Raw genomic sequence first — 16,859 nt, forward strand, 5'->3', positions numbered from 1 at the left:
GTTCTCTCGCTTTACACGCCTTAAAAGCTGTACTGCGCGCCAGCCCCCGCGTACCACGAGCGGCCGGGGGCTGCTTCGTAAAAACGGTCGTTGCCGTCGGCCACAATCACCGAACCCACGTATTGGCGGTCCAGCAAGTTGTCCAGGCGCAGGGTCTGGTGGAAGGTCCAGTGCTCGACCTTCTGCTCAAACTGCGCCCGCCAGTTGAACACACTGTAAGCCGGTGCCGCCTTCTTGCTGTTGGTGTCTTCGACGTACACCTTACTGCGGTACATGCCTTCGACGGCGGTGCTGACCCAGTCGGTCGGCTTCCAGTTCACTTCGGCAAACAGCGTGGTTTGAGGCACGCCGGGCAAGTAGTTGCCTTTGTCCACCGGGCCTTTGCTACTGGCGAAGTCGCTGTCGTAAGTGGCCTGGAGACGGGTGTAGGCGAGGGTGGTGGTCCAGTGTTCGCTGAGCTGGCTTTCGACGCCCAGCTCAAAACCGCGGCGCAGGGTGCGGCCGGCGTTTTGGTAACTGGTACGCCCGCCCACCGAGCCCGCGACGACCAACTCATCCTCGGTGGTGATCTGGAAGATCGCAGCGTTGATGCGGGTGTTGTCGAGTTGTGCTTTCAGGCCGACTTCATACTGAGTGCTTTCAGAAGGCTTCAGGCCAAAGTTGAAGCCTTCCTGATTGCCCGGCGCGTAGGCCAGTTCGGCTTGAGTGGGTGTTTCGAACCCTTTTCCGGCACTGATATAGCCATGTAATTCGGGCGTGAAGGCATACATCACGCTCATCGACGGTGTGGCTTTTTCATAGCGCTTGGTGCCGCTGGCATCACCGTTGCTCAAAAAGTGATCGTCGACATCCATTTCCATAGTGCTGTAGCGCAACCCGGCTTGAAGTGTCCAATCATCGATGGCCCAGTTAGCTTGCACGAAGGGGTCCAGGCTGCGTGCTGTGTCTACTTCGTCGCGACGCATTTCACCTTTAACGCCTAGCTGGTCGCCATTGTAGTTTTGATAGCCGTGACGGTTATCACGGCTCTGATCAAAGTCCAGGCCGCTGATGATAACCAGTTCACCCGGTGCGCTTTCTATGGGCTGAATCCAATGCACATTGGCACCGTAAAACTTACGATCAAATTGGACGACACCTCCACCGCGAGCGTTTGCCGGGTTGAGCGTGTTGGTATTCCCGATGTACTTCGGAATCGCCAAATACTGAATCACGCTGCGCGTACCGGTGTACGCATTGACCTGCAAGGTCGCGTCGCCAAAGTAGCGCTCGTAGTTCATGCCCAGTTGCTGATGATCGATGCTTTTGCGCGTGTTGTACGTGAGTGCGTTGGGCGTGACTGAGCGTGGGTCGGCTTTGTAGGCGTCCCAACTTTGCCCCAGTGGGTCTTGCGTGCCGTTTTGCTCAAGGCTGCTGTAGATCAGCGCCAGTTTGCTGTCTTCGTCAGGTTTGAGGTTGAGCTTGGCAAAGGTCTGATCGCGGCGGGCGGCGCTGTGGTCGCGGTAACCGTCGGTGTCCATGCGCGAAGCATCAAGCACAAAACCAACGCCATCGGCGGCGCCTTCGGCCGTGAGGTGGTTTTTGCTCAGGCCGTCGCTGCCAATGAGGGTTTCGGCGCCAATACGAGGCGGCCCTTCGCCGTCTCTGGAGAACATCTGAATGACCCCGCCAGCATTGCTGCCGTAAAGCGTGGCTGCCGGGCCGCGCAAGACTTCGATGCGCTCGGCGGTGTCGAGATTAAAGGTCGCGGCCTGGCCCTGGCCGTCCGGTGTGCTGGCGGGGATGCCGTCCGCAATCAGTTTGATGCCGCGCACGCCAAACGCGGAGCGGGCACCAAAGCCACGGGACGAGATCTGCAGGTCCTGCGCGTAGTTCTGCCGGTTTTGCACCACCAGGCCTGGAACGCGGGACAGCACTTCCGACGCGTTGATGCCCAATTGGCCATCACTGATCTGCTGCTGATTGATGCTGTCTACCGAGTAGGGCAGGTCAAAACTGGGGCTGGCGCTGCGCGAACCCGTGATGACACTGGGGTCGAGTTCCAGTGTGTCAGCAACGCTGAAGGGCGCGAGGCACAGGCCCGGCAGCAAAAGGGCAAAACGGGCGGGTACAAAAAATTTCATGAGGGGGATCGGGGTTCCGTGTGACGCGACCCGTCAGGGCGACGGGTTTCAGGCTAGCAGAGGGGGCGCAGTTTAGCGGGCGTAAGAGCGTTCATACGAGGACTTCAGAAACCATGACCTGCAAATCAAGTAAGCCGGGTGCTAGGTTGCCCAATCCTTCTGGAGTCAATCTGATGACCTGCAAACGTGCTCTGTTGTGTGTCTTGCCGTGCCTGTTAATCGGCTGCGGAACCGCCAAAACCCTGATCGGCAGCGATGCGAGCGTGGTCCGGGACCTGAAAAAACAGCGCACCTATTGTGAGTCGGTGCCGCGTGTTTATAGCGGCGTGGCGTTCGACCTGTGTGTGCTGAATGCCACGCCCAATACCGTCAGTGGCGTGCCCGAAGGGTTTGTGCCGATTTTCTTTTTTGACGTGCTGGCCAGCGCGGTCGTCGACTCGGTGGTGCTGCCCTACACGATTTTTCTGCAGAACCGCGATGGCAGCTTGCTATTGAAGTAGACGGGCAGGGCGCCAGGGCGCGGCAAATAGCGCTGGGTCATTGCGGCACTCTTTACGCTATAATCCCGCCCTTTAGTTGTTTCCTGCTGTGCAGGAAGCACTTCATTTTTTCAGGCGCCCGCCGCCTGCCTGCATTCAAAAGAGGCACAACCTGTGGCATTGACGATTCTTGGCCTGTCCGGCGCCCTGAGCCATGACCCCTCAGCGGCCCTCTATATCGACGGCAAGCTGGTAGCAGCGGCCGAAGAAGAGCGTTTTGTCCGCGACAAGCATGCAAAGCACCGCATGCCTTACGAGTCCGCGAAGTTCTGCCTTGAACAGGCGGGTATCAAGCCTTCTGACGTTGATGTGGTCGCGATCCCTTTCGCACCGATCAGCTTGTTCGGTGAGGCGCGCTGGCACTATGCCAAGCGTTACTGGTACGCCCCGGATCGTGCGCTCGACGCCATCCTGATGGGCAATCGTCGCTACAAGCGCTATCGCAACAAGATTGTCTGGTGCCTTGAGCAGCTGGGTTTCGATCCGAAAAAAATCAAGATCGAACCGGTTGAACACCACTTGGCGCACGCCTCCAGTGCTTACCACTGCTCGGGTTTCAAAGAGAAAACCGCGATCCTCGGCATCGACGGCAAGGGTGAGTACGCCACCACCTTCTTCGGCTATGGCGAAAACGGCAAGATCACCAAGATCAAGGAATTCTACGACCCGGACTCCCTCGGTGGCCTGTATGGCGCGATCACCGAGTTCCTGGGTTTCGAGATGCTCGACGGCGAGTTCAAGGTCATGGGCATGGCGCCGTATGGCGATGCCAGCAAATATGATTTCTCGCGTCTGGCCTCGTTCGAGAACGGCGAACTGGTGATTAACACCGAATACGCCAACGTGATCGGCCTGCGTCGTTACAAAGAGAAAGGCAAGGGGTTCTACTTCTCGCCAAAACTGATCGAGTGGCTGGGGCCCAAGCGTGAAGGCGATATCGCCGATGAACCTTACATCCACTACGCGGCCAGCATGCAGGCGCTGTTCGAAAAACTGTCTCTGCAGATGATCGACTACTACTTGGGTGACATCCTCAAGGAAAGCGGCAAGCTGGCCTTCGCCGGTGGCTGCGCGCTGAACGTGAAGCTGAACCAGAAGATCATCGCCCGTCCTGACGTCAAGGAGCTGTTCGTGCAGCCTGCCTCCGGTGACGCAGGCACGGCCGTGGGCGCGGCAGCCTACGTGTCCGAAGCCCGTGGCGTGCCGGTCGAGAAGATGGAGCACGTCTACCTCGGCCCTGCGTACAGCAACGAAGACGTGATTGCCGCGTGTGCCCGTCACCCTGGCAAGCCGGCGTACCGCAAGATCAACAACACGCCTGAAAACATCGCCAAAATCATGGTTGATGGCAATCCGGTGGCCTGGTTCCAGGGCCGTATGGAGTTCGGCCCGCGCGCATTGGGCGGCCGTTCAATCATCGGATGCCCGAGCAGCGCAGGCGTGGCTGACCGCATCAACGAGCAAATCAAGTTCCGCGAGCGCTGGAGGCCTTTCTGCCCGTCAATGCTCGACACCGTGGCCCCGCAGATGATCAAGGTCGATCACCCGGCACCGTTCATGACCTTCACCTTTGAAGTGGCGCAAGAATGGAAAACCCGTGTGCCGGAAGTGGTGCACGAAGACGGTACTTCGCGTGCTCAGGTGCTCAAGCGTGAATACAACCCGCGCTACTACGACATGATGAAAGCCCTAGAAGTGCTGACCGGTAATGGCGTGTCGCTGAACACCTCGCTCAACCGCCGTGGCGAGCCGATGGTTTGCTCACCGACCGACGCACTGAACATGTTCTTCGGCTCGGATCTGCAGTACCTGATCATGGAAGACATTCTGGTAGTCAAAGACGGCGCGGACGCTTATGACTCGCTCGACTGAGCGTCATGTGTTGCAGTTCTGCCACGGCTATGACGGGCCGTTTCTGGACTGCGCCCGTCAATACGCCAGCCTGTTTGCGGGCACCGGGTACAAGGTCACCACGGTCTTTCTGACCGGGGCGGCCGACCCCGAGGTGGCGGCGGGCTGCGGGTCGGACGAAGTGCTGTTCATGGAATTCAGCTCCAGCGCCATTCGTGGCCTGAAGTTAAAGGCCATCCGCGAGATGCGCAAAATTGCCGCCTCGCGCTCGTTCAGTTTTTGCATCGCCCACCGTTTCAAGCCGATATACATCGCCTTGTTGGCCACTGACGTGCCGGTGATCGGCGTGCATCACGCGTTTGGCGACTACCAGCGTCGCAGTCGCAAGCTGTTCGCGCACCTGTTCCGTAAGCGCCTGAGCCTGCTGGGCGTCTCGGATGCAGTGCGCGATGACATGCGCGCGTGCCTGCCCAAGTGGCCGACCGGGCGTATTCGTACGCTCTACAACCGTATCGACATTCAGGCGGTACAAGCCAGTCAGTTGCCACGTGCCGAAGCTCGCGCCGACCTTGGCCTGCCCGCTGAAGCCTTCATCGTGGGCAACGTCGGCCGCCTGCATCCCGACAAGGACCAGGCCACCCTGATCCAGGGGTTTGCCAAGGCATTGCCGCAACTGCCTACTGGCAGTCAGTTGGTGATCATGGGCAAGGGCCGTCTGGAACAGGACCTCAAGGAACTGGCCAACGCGCTCGGGATCGCCGCTCAGGTGAATTTCTTGGGGCAGGTGCCCGACGCCCGGCGCTTTTTCCGTGCTTTCGACGTGTTTGCGCTGAGTTCGGACCACGAGCCTTTTGGCATGGTGCTGCTTGAGGCCATGGCGGCGGGTGTTCCCCTGCTGGCCACGGCGTGCGGTGGTGCCAGGGAAGTGGTCGAGGGCGTGGGGATTCTGTTCCCGCTGGGCGACGCCGATCATCTGGCTCAAGGTTTACAGCATTTGGCGCAACTCGATGACGCTCAGCGTCAAGCGTGCGGTGAACTGATGCTGGCGCGCCTGCACGAACGCTTCTGCGATCAGGCCGTGCGCGACACGTTCTGGCAGTTGCCGCACGTCACCGACCTGACTGCGGAGTCCTGATGCTTAATCGATTTCAAGGCTGGCGCGAGCGCGGCTGGCGTGCAGTTGACGCGCACACCTATGCCGCTGCCTGGCAGCGTTTTGGTGGCAGCGTCGCAACACACCCGCAGGTGGTGGAACGTCTCGCCAACCTGGCCGGCATCCCGGTGCGTTACCTGGCTTGGGAGCACAACGGCGAGCTGAAAGCTGCCATCCCGACCTGGGGACGCGACCTGGCGTTATCCAAAGATGTGCTCAAGCGTCACGGCAAAAAAGGCCTCTTCGATCTGGGCAATGCCGAGTTGATCCTGCCTGCCGCCGCAGACGCACACGCGCCGTTGCGCCATCGTGGGCGCTACTTGTCGCAGCTCAATGAGGGGCGCTTCAGCACCTTGCAGCCGCAAGCCGAACAGTTGGCCATGGCGCGCACGCCGGAAGAGCTGTCAAAGAAATTCCGTTACAACCAGCGTCGCGAACTGCGTTTGCTGGAAGAGGCGGGCGGCGTGATACACCCGGTTTCGTCGTTCTCCAGTGTCGAGCTGTCGGCAATCTATTGCGATTTGTTTCTGCGCCGTTGGGGGTTTGTCGCCACCGGGGCCGAGCGTATGGCAGAGGTGATTGAACTGCTGCGCGAGTTTTTGATGGGATCGGTGATTTTCCTCAACGATGCCCCGATTGCAATCCAGCTGGTGTATCGGGTTGAATCGCCGCAATGGATCAGCGTCGAATACGTCAATGGCGGCGTCGACCCCGAAACCCGTGCGTTCAGTCCCGGCAGTGTGCTGAGTTTTCTCAATACCCAGTCGGCTTGGGAACAGGCCCGTAGCGTCGACAAGCCTCTGCGGTTCTCGTTCGGCCGCGCCGACCGCGAATACAAAGAGCGCTGGTGCAACCCGGTGCCTGTCTTCAAGGTGTGAATGGACGCGCAAGCGCGCGTCTCGCGATGCAGCCGGTGCGGTGTGTGAGCTACCGGGTTAACGCCATCACGGGGTCAGCGCGCGTCTAAAGGCAAACCGCCAGCAACCAAGAGCCCAGTCATGACTCGCAAGCAACAACTCCTAAAGCGCCATCGACGCAACAAGCGCATCAGTTTGCTGATCGGCTTGGTGATACTGATTGCCTGCGGGGTGCTGGTGGCCTGGTGGCTGCCGTTAGTACTGGCCGTCCTGGGCTGGATCGCCCACGAAGCGTGGTTTGCCGACCACCTGTTTTACGCGCCCCAAGACGACTATCAGTACCGTTTTACACCTGATAGCGAGTGCCCGGCTGTTCGCCTTGAAGGCAGTCGCCTGGTACTGGACGCGCCCATTGACCTGTGCGGCAACGAAACCCTGATCCTCGCGCTCAAGGTCAAAAGCAGCTGGCTGGGACGTTTTATCGACCCGTTTGTCGTGTTTTCCGATGACCGCCAAACCTTCGAGCGGGGCGTTAACGGCTTGCGCTATGTGAACCTCACGGGCAATGCCGACGCGTTGATCGCAGGTGAGTTGAACCTTCGTGGTCGTTATTGCCGGGTCATGGGCCCGCCTCAACTGTGGGTTATGCGCCAGCCTGATTACCGCGAGCAGCGTGTCATGGTGATTGCGCCTCACGCCGATGATGCCGAGTTGGCGGCGTTCGGTTTGTACAGTCAGGCCAACGAGGCGTGGATCGTGACCCTGACGGCGGGCGAAATCGAGGCCGAGCACTATCAGCAGATGGGCCTTGGACGCGCCGAAGCGGCGCGGCTCAAGGGCCGTTTGCGCGCCTGGGACAGTCTGGCTGTGCCGCGCTGGGCCGGGGTGCCCGAAGCCCAATGCGCGCAACTGGGGTACTTCTGCCTGCAACTGCCCGCCATGCAGGCAGCCCCTGACCAGCCGGTGCCTTCACGCGAAGCCGACCTGACCGATACTCGGCTGTTTCGCCAGTTGAACGCGTTCGCACTGCCAGGTGACCTGGACGGTGCGCCGACCTGGAACAACCTGTTGGCTGATGTGCGCGCATTGATCTTGCGGGCCCGGCCTGATGTGTTGGTATTGCCGCATCCCGCCATCGATCCACACCCCGACCATGTCTGCGCCCATGCAGCGGTCATTGAGGCGCTTGAAGGGCTGGAGTGGCAGCCGCAGACGATTTTGGGCTACGCCAACCATTTGCATGACAATGACCGCTGGCCGATGGGCAACAGCGGTGATGGCATCGCGTTGCCACCGGTGTTCGACACCGCACTCACGTTGCAGCCCTGCTGCCTGTTGTTGAGTTCAGAGCAGCAGCGTGACAAGGCCATGGCGTTGGGCATGATGCATGACCTGCAACCGCGTGCAGCGCTCAAGCGCCGCGTGCGGCGGTCGATACAGACACTCTTGGCTGGCCGAAAGCCATCGCCTTGGGGTGAAAACGAGTTTTTCCGTAAAGCGGTTCGCCACCATGAGTTGTTTTGGCGGCTCAAATAATAAGAATCACCGTAATCAGGGGCATAGCATTGCCCTCTATCTCGACCTTTACATTGAGTTCCCCGTGATAAAACCATCGCCGCGTATTGTGTTTGTCATTCCATACTTCGGCCAGTGGCCGTTCTGGATGCCTTTTTTTCTGGAAAGTTGCCGGCGCAACCCAGACATTGACTGGCTGCTGTTCAGCGACTGCGGCGTGCCTGACAACCTGCCACCCAACGTAACAATCCAGAGCATCAGTTTTGGCGACTATTGCCGCATTGTGTCTGAGCGTCTGAATATCCACTTCGCGCCCAAAGCTGCTTATAAGTTGTGTGACATCAAGCCCGCGCTGGGTTACATCCATGAAGACCGCCTTCAGGGTTACGATTTCTGGGCGTTTGGCGACATTGACCTGGTGTACGGCAACTTGCGCAGCTACTTCACGGCTGAGCGTCTGTCGCGCTATGACCTGTTCTCGACCCACGAGCGCCGCGTGGCCGGCCATCTGTGCCTGATGCGCAATACGCGCTGCAAGCGCGAGCTGTTCATGAAAATCGAAAACTGGCAGCAGCGTTTTACCGATGATCAGCATCATGCGCTGGATGAAGGCGCATTCAGCCGCATCTTCTTGTGGCGCAAGAATTTTCCGAAGCCTTTGTTTGATCTTGTGGGCAAGTTCAACCCGTTGCGTCGTACCAGCGATTTCACCGAGGCGTTCAGTACGCCGGGTGGCTGCATCAAATGGCATGACGGCACAGAAAATTTCCCGGGCCAATGGTTCTGGAAGAACGGCCAATTAACGAATGATCGTGACGGTGACCACACCTTTCCGTACTTTCACTTCGTCTGCTGGAAGCGCAATGAATGGGCGGCCTTGCCCATACCCGATCCCGTCACTGTCCAGCGTCTGGCCGCAGAGCCCGCCTGGATTATTGATGCCACCGGATTCCACCGGGGAGAGCTATGAAACGTTCCAAGGTTTTGCAGTTGCAGCCTGATTACAACGTCAAATCCCACGACTTTGCCGACCTTGCCGAGCAAATCGTGCGTGCGCTGCCCCGTGAGCGTTACGAGATCACCGCCGCGTTTTTGCGCGGGCGTCCCGGTCCGGGCGAGCCGGTGAGCAAGGCGGATCATTCCGTGTACTTCGAGTTCAGCGACAAGGCGCTCAAAGGCATGCGCATCCGCGCGATGTGGGCGTTGTACAAGTTCTGCCGCAAAGAGCAATTCGACGTGGTGATCTGCAACCGCTTCAAGCCGGTCAACATGATGTTGCAGCTTAATCGCTGGCTGAAAATTCCGTTGTGCGTGGGAATTTCCCACGGCTTTGGTGAGTACGATCGCGTGTACCGCCGCAGCCAGGCCAAACGCCTGATCGACAAGGCGTGGCGTTTTGTTGGCGTGTCGCCTGCGGTCAAGCAGTACTTGCTGGACTGCAAATGCGGCTTTACTGACGAAAATACCTACGCGATCACCAATGCCATCGACATTGAGCAGGCCGAAGCCCTGCAATTGCCGCGCGTTCAGGCACGCGAAAAGCTCGGGCTGGATCAAGATGCACGCATGGTGGGGGCCTTGGGGCGACTGGTGCCTATCAAGGGGCACCGCTTCTTGTTGCAGGCTTTTGCCGCGTTGAAAGACAAATACCCGAACGCGCAACTGGCGATTATTGGCGCCGGGCGAGAAGAGTCGCGCTTGCGCGAGCAAATCCAGCAGTTGGGCCTCAATGGCCGGGCGCATTTGTTGGGCTTTCAGGAAAACGCCTTGCAGTACGTGCGCGCTTTCGACATCTGGACCATGCCGTCACTGGCCGAGGGGCTGGGGCTGGCATTGCTGGAAGGCATGAGCGGCCACCTGCCGGTGATTGCTACCGAGGTGCCGGCCATGTTGCCGTTGATTCAGGGCGCTGGCGGGCTGGCCGTCAAACCCAGCGATGTCGCCACCCTGACCGCTGCGCTCGATGACTACCTGGCGCTGCCGGACGAAGCCCTGCGCGCCAAGGGCGAACAGGCTTACCGCTATTTGCAAGAGCACCATGACATCGAGGTGTTCCGCCAGGCGTATTTAGATTTGATCGACTCAGGCTTGAGTCAGGCTCGCAAGGAACGCTCATGACACACGCTCAACCGTTGGTGACGGTGATCATCGCCTCGTACAACCACGCCCCCTACATCGAACAGAGCATTCAGAGCGTTCTGGATCAGACGTATCCGAACATCGAGTTGCTGGTGGTCGACGATGGCTCGACCGACGACAGCGTGGCGCGTATCCAGCGCTTGCAGGCGGTCCATGGGTTTGATTTTCGCGTGCAGCAGAATCAGGGCCTGACCAACACCCTCAACGGCGCTATCGCGCGGGCCAAGGGTTCGTTGATCGTACCGTTCGGTTCCGACGACATCATGAAACCCGACCGCATTGCGGTTCAGGTGGAATACATGGACGGCAAACCCGAAGTCGGTATTTGCGCGGGCAACATTGAACTGATCGATGCCCAAGGCAATTTATATCCCGAGAAACGCCAGCGCCGTGATGTGCCGTTCCGTCGTCTGGACTTTGATGACATGTTCCTTGAGCGCAAGCCTTACCCGCCGGCGACCACGCTGATGATTCGCCGCGAAGCGCTGGACAAGGTGGGAGGGTTTGACCCGAGCATTCGTCTGGAAGATTTGTACATCGAGCTGAAAATCACCCACGCCGGGTACTTTATCGACGGCCTGAACGTGGTGATGGCGCAATACCGCAAGCACGCGACCAACTCGTACAAAAATCACCGGTTCATGATCGACAGCATTCTGCGCATCTACGCCCTGTTCAGCGATCACCCGCTCTACGACGAGGTGCGGTACAAGTTTCTCAACTCCATGTTCCTCAAAACAGCCAACCGTGACCGGGCGCTGGCGCGAGAGCTGCTCAAGCAGATCCCGTTCAAACATTGGACCGGCAAAACCTGGCGCGGTCTGGGGCGGTTGTATTTTTCGCCGTTGGAAAAGAGCTGAGCGAACCGGGAGTCGTTATGGGATGGCTGGAGCGTTATCGGGAAAAGCGTGCCAAGCGCGCTATTCGAAAACTGCCAAAAATTGAGCGGGGTGTCGCGCGTTTCAAGCAACAGTATCCGGATTACGCCATCGGCTATGGCAGCTACGGGCTGCCGCAGGTGCACGACTGGAAGGAAGGTTCAACCTTGCGCATCGGGGCTTTTTGCTCGATCGCCGAGGGGGTTAACATTTTTTTGGGCGGGCATCATCGTGCTGATTGGGTCACCACGTTCCCGTTTCCTGCCATGCTCAAATCGGCGCAACATATCGCTGATTACAACGGTACCCGTGGCGATGTCGTGATTGGCAATGATGTGTGGTTATGCTCTAACAGCACCTTATTGTCGGGGGTGACCATCGGGCATGGCGCTATTGTGGCAGCCGGTGCGCTGGTGACTCGCGACGTAGAACCTTATGCCGTTGTCGGCGGTAATCCGGCGCGCTTTTTGCGCTGGCGCTTCCCGCAAGAGCAGCGTCTCGCGTTGCTGCAAAGTGCCTGGTGGGACTGGCCATTACCGGAGCTCGAGCAAGTGGTCGGTGCGTTGTGCAGTGACGACATTGACGGTTTTCTGGCCTATGCGAGACAACGCAGCGTTTAGTCTGCGTTGTGGGTTTCAGAGGCTGGCTTGACGTGGCTATCGTCTGGCGACTTTCTGCGCAGCCAAGACAGAAAACGCTTGCCAGCATTAATGCCTGGCTTCTCAATCAGCAAAAACGTCAAGCTGCTGACCGCTATCAACAGACAGCTGCTGAAGGCTGTGAGAGTCAGGAAAACCAAGGGTTCCTTGGTGTCGAATGGCAGCGCCAGTGGCAAGCGTTGCATCAATAGCCAGATGACGAAGCCATGCAGCAAGTAGGTGCTGTAACTGATTTCTCCCATCCAGCGGATACTGCGCAGTCTCAGTGCACCGAAGAGTGTGTTGCCCGAGGCCACAATCGTAAAAAAAACGGTCAGTAGCATCAGCGGGAAAATGGCGAAACTTTTACGAAACAGCAGGAGCTCAATGGCCAGCGCCAATAATGCAATCAGGCCTGCTTTCGGGGTCTGCCCCCACGCCATTCGCTCTGGCTTGCGCACCCAGTAGGCAGCCGCTATACCGCCTAGAAAGCTCATCAGGATGTGCTTTTTCAGCGAGTGTTCCCAGCCGATTACTTGATAAAGGGCATAGATGCCGATCAGGCACGCTACCACCTGAATCCAGTGTTTTCGGTACAGGAACACGGCACCGAACAGCGGCAGTGCCATGTAAAAGAACACCTCATAGTTGAGTGTCCAGGTGACGTTGGAGATCAGCATCCCGGTCTGAGGATACTGGTTGATATCAGGACGGTCGAAAATGAGCCATGCCAAAACTTGCCGTACCACCTCGCCAGGCGAGTCTTTCAGCTCCCAATCCTGAATGTAGAGAACGCTGAAAATCACCAGTGCCAATAGCGGCAGGTAAAGTGGATAAAGCCGGAATACCCTCGACACGGCAAATGCCAGCCAGTCGTGGTGGCGCCCATGCTTGAGCAGGCGTCCCCAAAACAGGAAACCGGTAATCATAAAGAACAGTGCGACGCTGGCCAGGCCAATCTGCGTATAAAATTTGCTCGGCGGGACGTTTATCTCACCCGTGTGCAAATAGACCCACGTAATGGCGACGTGATGGATAAACACCCCGAACGCCAAATACCCGCGCAGTCCATCCACACTGGAAAAACGGTTTTCACCGACATGCTCAAGGCTTCCCCGGATTCGCGGGAAATAGCGGAGCAACAACGCTGAAGTGGTAATCGCCAGTGCGTAAGCAATCACGGCCCATAACGGGTTGTTGCTCCCCAGGCTCAACTGACGGTGCTCCCAGTCTGGCCCAGCTGTTCAATCTGGCGCCTCAAGCGGCCAACGGCAATTTCCGGCGCAAGGCTGGCATAGCCATCGAGCAACGCTTGCAACTGCTCTTCGAACAGCCAGCGGCGGTCTTCGGGGTAACGCTGCATGTGGCGCAGGTTGCGTTGGCGTAAAGCAAGCCTCAAGGGCGACGGGTACAGGTGCAGGTCGGCAATGTCGATCAGGCCAAACTCACCGTCGTCCATCAGTAAGACGTTGCCCAGATGCAGTGAACGGAAGTAAACGCCTTGTTCGTGCAGCAACGCCAGAAACTTGCCGAAACGCTCCACCAGCGCCTGTCGCATCGCGCCGGAGCCCATCGACTGCATCACTTGTCGCAACGTTTGGCCAGGCAATGGCTGATACAGCACGCCGCTGCTGCCGTCGGCAAAGACATACAGGTCCAGAATGGCGGGTGCGGTAATGCCCAGTGCTTGCAGGCGCTCGCTATTGACGGCAAAGCGCTGTGAATAAGGATTGAAACTGCCGGAGGTATAGCAGCGACGCTCGCGGAAGAGTTTCAGGAAATTGCCGTTTTCCAGTCGAAGGACTTTTGGCCCCAGGCCGTCTTCTTCGATCACCTTGGCATTGACTTCAAGCGCTTTGTAATCGGCGTTGCTCAGGCATTTGACCGGTCGGTCTAGGATGGCCTTGAGTCGCTGGCCCACGCTCAATGCAGCGATCAGCGCCAAGGGAATCCACAGCAGGTACCAGTGTTCCTTTGGGCGTGGCAAGATTCCGCCGCCCTCTGTCAGCGAGGCGCCAATGCCGTACACCAGCCAGGCTGAAGCCAGAATGAACAGGGGATTTACGCGATGGCGCCAGCTGTTGTACAGGCCCCAAAGCTGCATGAACGCCCAAGGCAAGAAGCCGATAATTCCGACGTAATACAGTACGCCCAACGCAAAGTTGTGGGGTTCTTTGAGTGAATAGCCAACCCCCGGAAGATCGAACGATACAGGGGCTTCATACCCATATCCGATGAAAGGTTTCTGGGCAATCAGCTCAAGCGCCATCTGCCAAATATCGAGACGAAAGGAACTGCCACGGCTGAAAATCATGTCTGAGAACAGGGTGAAAACCACAATGGCGCCAGCAATGAGCATGCCGACAAGCGCCAGCGATCGACGATTCCAGCAAATGAAACTGAGCCAGATCATGCTCAACACCACCGCCACCAGCGGTGTTCTGGAGCCTGTGGCCAGCAGCGCGGCAAACATGATGAGGCACGCGGGGGCCGCTGCCAGAACAATGGCTTGGCGCTTGCTGGTCATGCCGAGGGTCAGCCAGTAAATGCAAAAGAAACCAAACGCATGGGAACTGAGGAGCGGGTTGTCGAAGGCACCAGTGCCCGCCATCCGCGCTTCTGGTGAATAGATGCCGGCAAACACATACAAGTTGTAAACGGTCATCACCAGCGCAACGACGGCGGCGCCGAAGAACACGGGTTGTAGGCTTTCGCTGCGGTATTTGACCAGCAGCGAGCACCCCAAAAACAGCATCAGGATATGCAGCGGAGGCTTCAGCAGGCCGAGCGGACTGTTATCGGTCGGGCTCCAGATCAGGGTGATCATTGCCCAGGCGATAAACGCGAGCATGCCCAGGATCAAGGGCTCTTGAAGCAAGGTCTTCATCTCGCGTGGTCGCAAGAGAAGGGCAATCAGTGTCGGAATACTGAACAAACCGTAATACAGTTTGTGGTGGATGCTGCGGTCGGGCACAAAATACAAATCAGATAGAAGCAAAAAAAGCCCGACAGGCAAAAGCCACAGGCAAATGAAATCGAACATCCGATGTTTTGAGTAGCTCAAGTAACTGAATTGCATGCTGAAAGGTTCATTCCAGGTTTTGGATGACCATATTAACGTAATGGCCATTTAATGTCGTTTTAGGCGTCCTGTGAGACCTTGTCCCAACCGGCTGGCAGTACACCAGAGAAGCTGTGATAAAGTCAGCAACCTTTTTTCACAACTGTCGCGTGATATGACCGAATCCAGCCCCAGCTCAAGCGAATCGAGCTTGAAGATCTATCTGCGCCTCCTCAGTTATGTCCGGCCTTATATCGGTCTGTTTCTGCTGAGCATCATCGGCTTCCTTATCTTTGCTTCCACCCAGCCGATGCTGGGCTACATCCTCAAGTACTTCGTGGATGGCCTGTCCAATCCGGATGCGGTGTTGTTCCCCTCGGTTCCCTACTTGCGAGACTTGCGCCTGCTGCAGGCGGTCCCGTTGCTGATCGTATTGATTGCAGCGTGGCAAGGTTTTGGCTCGTTCCTGGGTAACTACTTCCTGGCCAAGGTTTCGTTGGGCCTGGTTCACGACCTGCGGGTCCAGTTGTTCAACAACCTGCTGGTGCTGCCCAACCGTTACTTTGACAAGCACAACTCAGGGCACCTGATCTCGCGCATCACCTTCAACGTGACCATGGTCACCGGTGCGGCCACCGATGCGATCAAGGTCGTCATCCGTGAAGGCATGACCGTGGTGTTCCTGTTTGCGTCGTTGCTGTGGATGAACTGGCGTCTGACGCTGGTGATGATCGCCATCCTGCCGCTGATCGCGGTCATGGTCAGCACGGCCAGTAAAAAATTCCGCAAACAGAGCAAGAAGATTCAGGTGGCGATGGGCGACGTGACGCACGTGGCGTCCGAAACGATCCAGGGTTACCGCGTGGTGCGCAGCTTCGGCGGCGAGAAGTACGAGCAACAACGCTTCCTGAAAGCCAGCCAGAGCAACACCGACAAACAACTGCGCATGACCCGTACCGGGGCTATCTACACGCCGATGCTGCAATTGGTGATCTACGTGGCCATGGGCATCTTGATGTTTCTGGTGCTGTACATGCGCGGCGATGCCTCGGCGGGCGACATGATTGCCTACATCACGCTGGCGGGTCTGTTGCCCAAGCCGATTCGCCAACTGTCTGAAGTCAGCTCCACCATCCAGAAAGGGGTGGCGGGCGCTGAAAGCATCTTTGAGCAACTGGACGAAAAACCGGAAGTGGACACCGGTACGGTGGAGCGCGATCACGTCAGCGGTCGCCTCGAGGTCCGTCACCTGAACTTCACCTACCCGGACACGGATCGTCAGGTGCTCAAGGACGTGACGTTCACGGCCGAGCCGGGCCAGATGGTGGCGTTGGTCGGGCGTTCGGGCAGCGGCAAGTCGACGCTGGCCAACCTGATTCCGCGTTTCTACCATCACAACTCGGGTGAAATCCTGCTCGACGGCATAGAAATCGAGCAGTACCGCTTGCTTAACCTGCGCCGTCATATCGCGCAGGTGACTCAGCACGTGACCCTGTTCAGCGACACGGTCGCCAACAATATTGCGTATGGCGACCTGGCCGGCGCACCGCGTGCCGACATTGAAAAAGCCGCGCGCGACGCTTATGCCATGGACTTCATCGAGCAACTGCCCCAAGGCCTTGACACTCAGGTCGGTGAAAATGGCGTGTTGCTCTCCGGTGGTCAGCGCCAGCGTTTGGCAATTGCGCGGGCTTTGTTGAAAAACGCGCCGCTGCTGATTCTGGATGAAGCGACCTCGGCCCTGGATACCGAGTCCGAGCGCCACATTCAGGCGGCACTGGATCACGTCATGGAAGGGCGTACCACGTTGGTGATTGCGCACCGTCTTTCGACCATCGAGAAGGCTGACCTGATTCTGGTCATGGATCAGGGCCAGATCGTTGAGCGCGGCACCCATGCCGAGCTGTTGGCGCAAAACGGTTACTACGCGCGCCTGCACTCCATGGGGCTGGATGCGCCCCTGACTTCGGGCGACATCGCCTGACCCTGCGCGGGAGACGGGCTTGCCCTCTCCCGCGTTTGCCCGTGTGTAGGTCGATACGGGTACTGTAAGCCACGTCTGATTCTCATTCCCCGCGATAAATACCGTGAACTGACCAGCGTTC

At 58.1% G+C, this 16,859-nt stretch carries 13 protein-coding genes; 10 read left to right on the top strand and 3 right to left on the bottom strand.

Annotation, left to right across the window (positions count from 1 at the left end):
* Positions 1 to 20: 20 nt before the first annotated feature.
* Positions 21 to 2,123 (bottom strand): TonB-dependent receptor family protein, encoded by a 2,103-nt coding sequence (locus V6F78_RS11255; protein WP_048377067.1) that lies wholly within the window; start codon positions 2,121 to 2,123, stop codon positions 21 to 23.
* A 173-nt stretch (positions 2,124 to 2,296) separates the two neighbouring features.
* Between V6F78_RS11255 and V6F78_RS11260 the strand changes: the two genes are divergently transcribed.
* The 9 genes from V6F78_RS11260 to V6F78_RS11300 all read left to right on the top strand — a co-directional run bounded on the left by V6F78_RS11260 (position 2,297) and on the right by V6F78_RS11300 (position 11,675).
* Positions 2,297 to 2,623: a YceK/YidQ family lipoprotein gene (locus tag V6F78_RS11260; protein ID WP_047275030.1), complete on the top strand. Its 327-nt coding sequence runs from the start codon at positions 2,297 to 2,299 to the stop codon at positions 2,621 to 2,623.
* A gap of 153 nt (positions 2,624 to 2,776) precedes the next feature.
* A complete protein-coding gene (locus tag V6F78_RS11265; RefSeq protein ID WP_095007718.1) occupies positions 2,777 to 4,534 on the top strand; it encodes a carbamoyltransferase family protein in 1,758 nt (585 codons plus the stop codon).
* Positions 4,518 to 5,648 (top strand): glycosyltransferase, encoded by a 1,131-nt coding sequence (locus V6F78_RS11270; RefSeq protein ID WP_314398281.1) that lies wholly within the window; start codon positions 4,518 to 4,520, stop codon positions 5,646 to 5,648. Before V6F78_RS11265 ends, V6F78_RS11270 begins: the two co-directional genes overlap by 17 nt.
* Positions 5,648 to 6,544: an antimicrobial resistance protein Mig-14 gene (locus tag V6F78_RS11275; RefSeq protein ID WP_047291603.1), complete on the top strand. Its 897-nt coding sequence runs from the start codon at positions 5,648 to 5,650 to the stop codon at positions 6,542 to 6,544. The genes V6F78_RS11270 and V6F78_RS11275 overlap by 1 nt, the downstream gene beginning before the upstream one ends.
* A gap of 120 nt (positions 6,545 to 6,664) precedes the next feature.
* The gene (locus tag V6F78_RS11280) at positions 6,665 to 8,059 is read left to right on the top strand and encodes a PIG-L deacetylase family protein (protein WP_332727231.1); all 1,395 of its coding nucleotides are present in this window, start codon (positions 6,665 to 6,667) and stop codon (positions 8,057 to 8,059) included.
* Between the two features lie 64 nt (positions 8,060 to 8,123).
* The gene (locus tag V6F78_RS11285) at positions 8,124 to 9,008 is read left to right on the top strand and encodes a DUF6625 family protein (RefSeq protein WP_169839396.1); all 885 of its coding nucleotides are present in this window, start codon (positions 8,124 to 8,126) and stop codon (positions 9,006 to 9,008) included.
* Positions 9,005 to 10,156 (top strand): glycosyltransferase, encoded by a 1,152-nt coding sequence (locus V6F78_RS11290; RefSeq protein WP_047273081.1) that lies wholly within the window; start codon positions 9,005 to 9,007, stop codon positions 10,154 to 10,156. Before V6F78_RS11285 ends, V6F78_RS11290 begins: the two co-directional genes overlap by 4 nt.
* Positions 10,153 to 11,037: a glycosyltransferase gene (locus tag V6F78_RS11295; protein ID WP_332727233.1), complete on the top strand. Its 885-nt coding sequence runs from the start codon at positions 10,153 to 10,155 to the stop codon at positions 11,035 to 11,037. Before V6F78_RS11290 ends, V6F78_RS11295 begins: the two co-directional genes overlap by 4 nt.
* Positions 11,038 to 11,054: 17 nt before the next feature.
* A complete protein-coding gene (locus tag V6F78_RS11300; protein ID WP_332727235.1) occupies positions 11,055 to 11,675 on the top strand; it encodes a CatB-related O-acetyltransferase in 621 nt (206 codons plus the stop codon).
* Here the strand turns inward: V6F78_RS11300 and V6F78_RS11305 are convergent.
* Positions 11,672 to 12,901, bottom strand: coding sequence for an acyltransferase family protein (locus V6F78_RS11305; RefSeq protein ID WP_332727362.1), 1,230 nt, complete (start codon positions 12,899 to 12,901; stop codon positions 11,672 to 11,674). The genes V6F78_RS11300 and V6F78_RS11305 overlap by 4 nt on opposite strands.
* A gap of 2 nt (positions 12,902 to 12,903) precedes the next feature.
* Complete coding sequence (locus tag V6F78_RS11310; RefSeq protein ID WP_332727236.1) at positions 12,904 to 14,772, bottom strand: O-antigen ligase family protein; 1,869 nt, start codon at positions 14,770 to 14,772, stop codon at positions 12,904 to 12,906.
* A 157-nt stretch (positions 14,773 to 14,929) separates the two neighbouring features.
* On the opposite strand from V6F78_RS11310, the gene msbA reads away from it, so the two are divergent.
* The gene (gene msbA, locus V6F78_RS11315; RefSeq protein WP_047291614.1) at positions 14,930 to 16,738 is read left to right on the top strand and encodes a lipid A export permease/ATP-binding protein MsbA; all 1,809 of its coding nucleotides are present in this window, start codon (positions 14,930 to 14,932) and stop codon (positions 16,736 to 16,738) included.
* Positions 16,739 to 16,859: the final 121 nt, after the last annotated feature.

The sequence above is a fragment of the Pseudomonas sp. ESBL9 genome, from assembly GCF_036668715.1.
Taxonomy (GTDB): domain Bacteria; phylum Pseudomonadota; class Gammaproteobacteria; order Pseudomonadales; family Pseudomonadaceae; genus Aquipseudomonas; species Aquipseudomonas lundensis.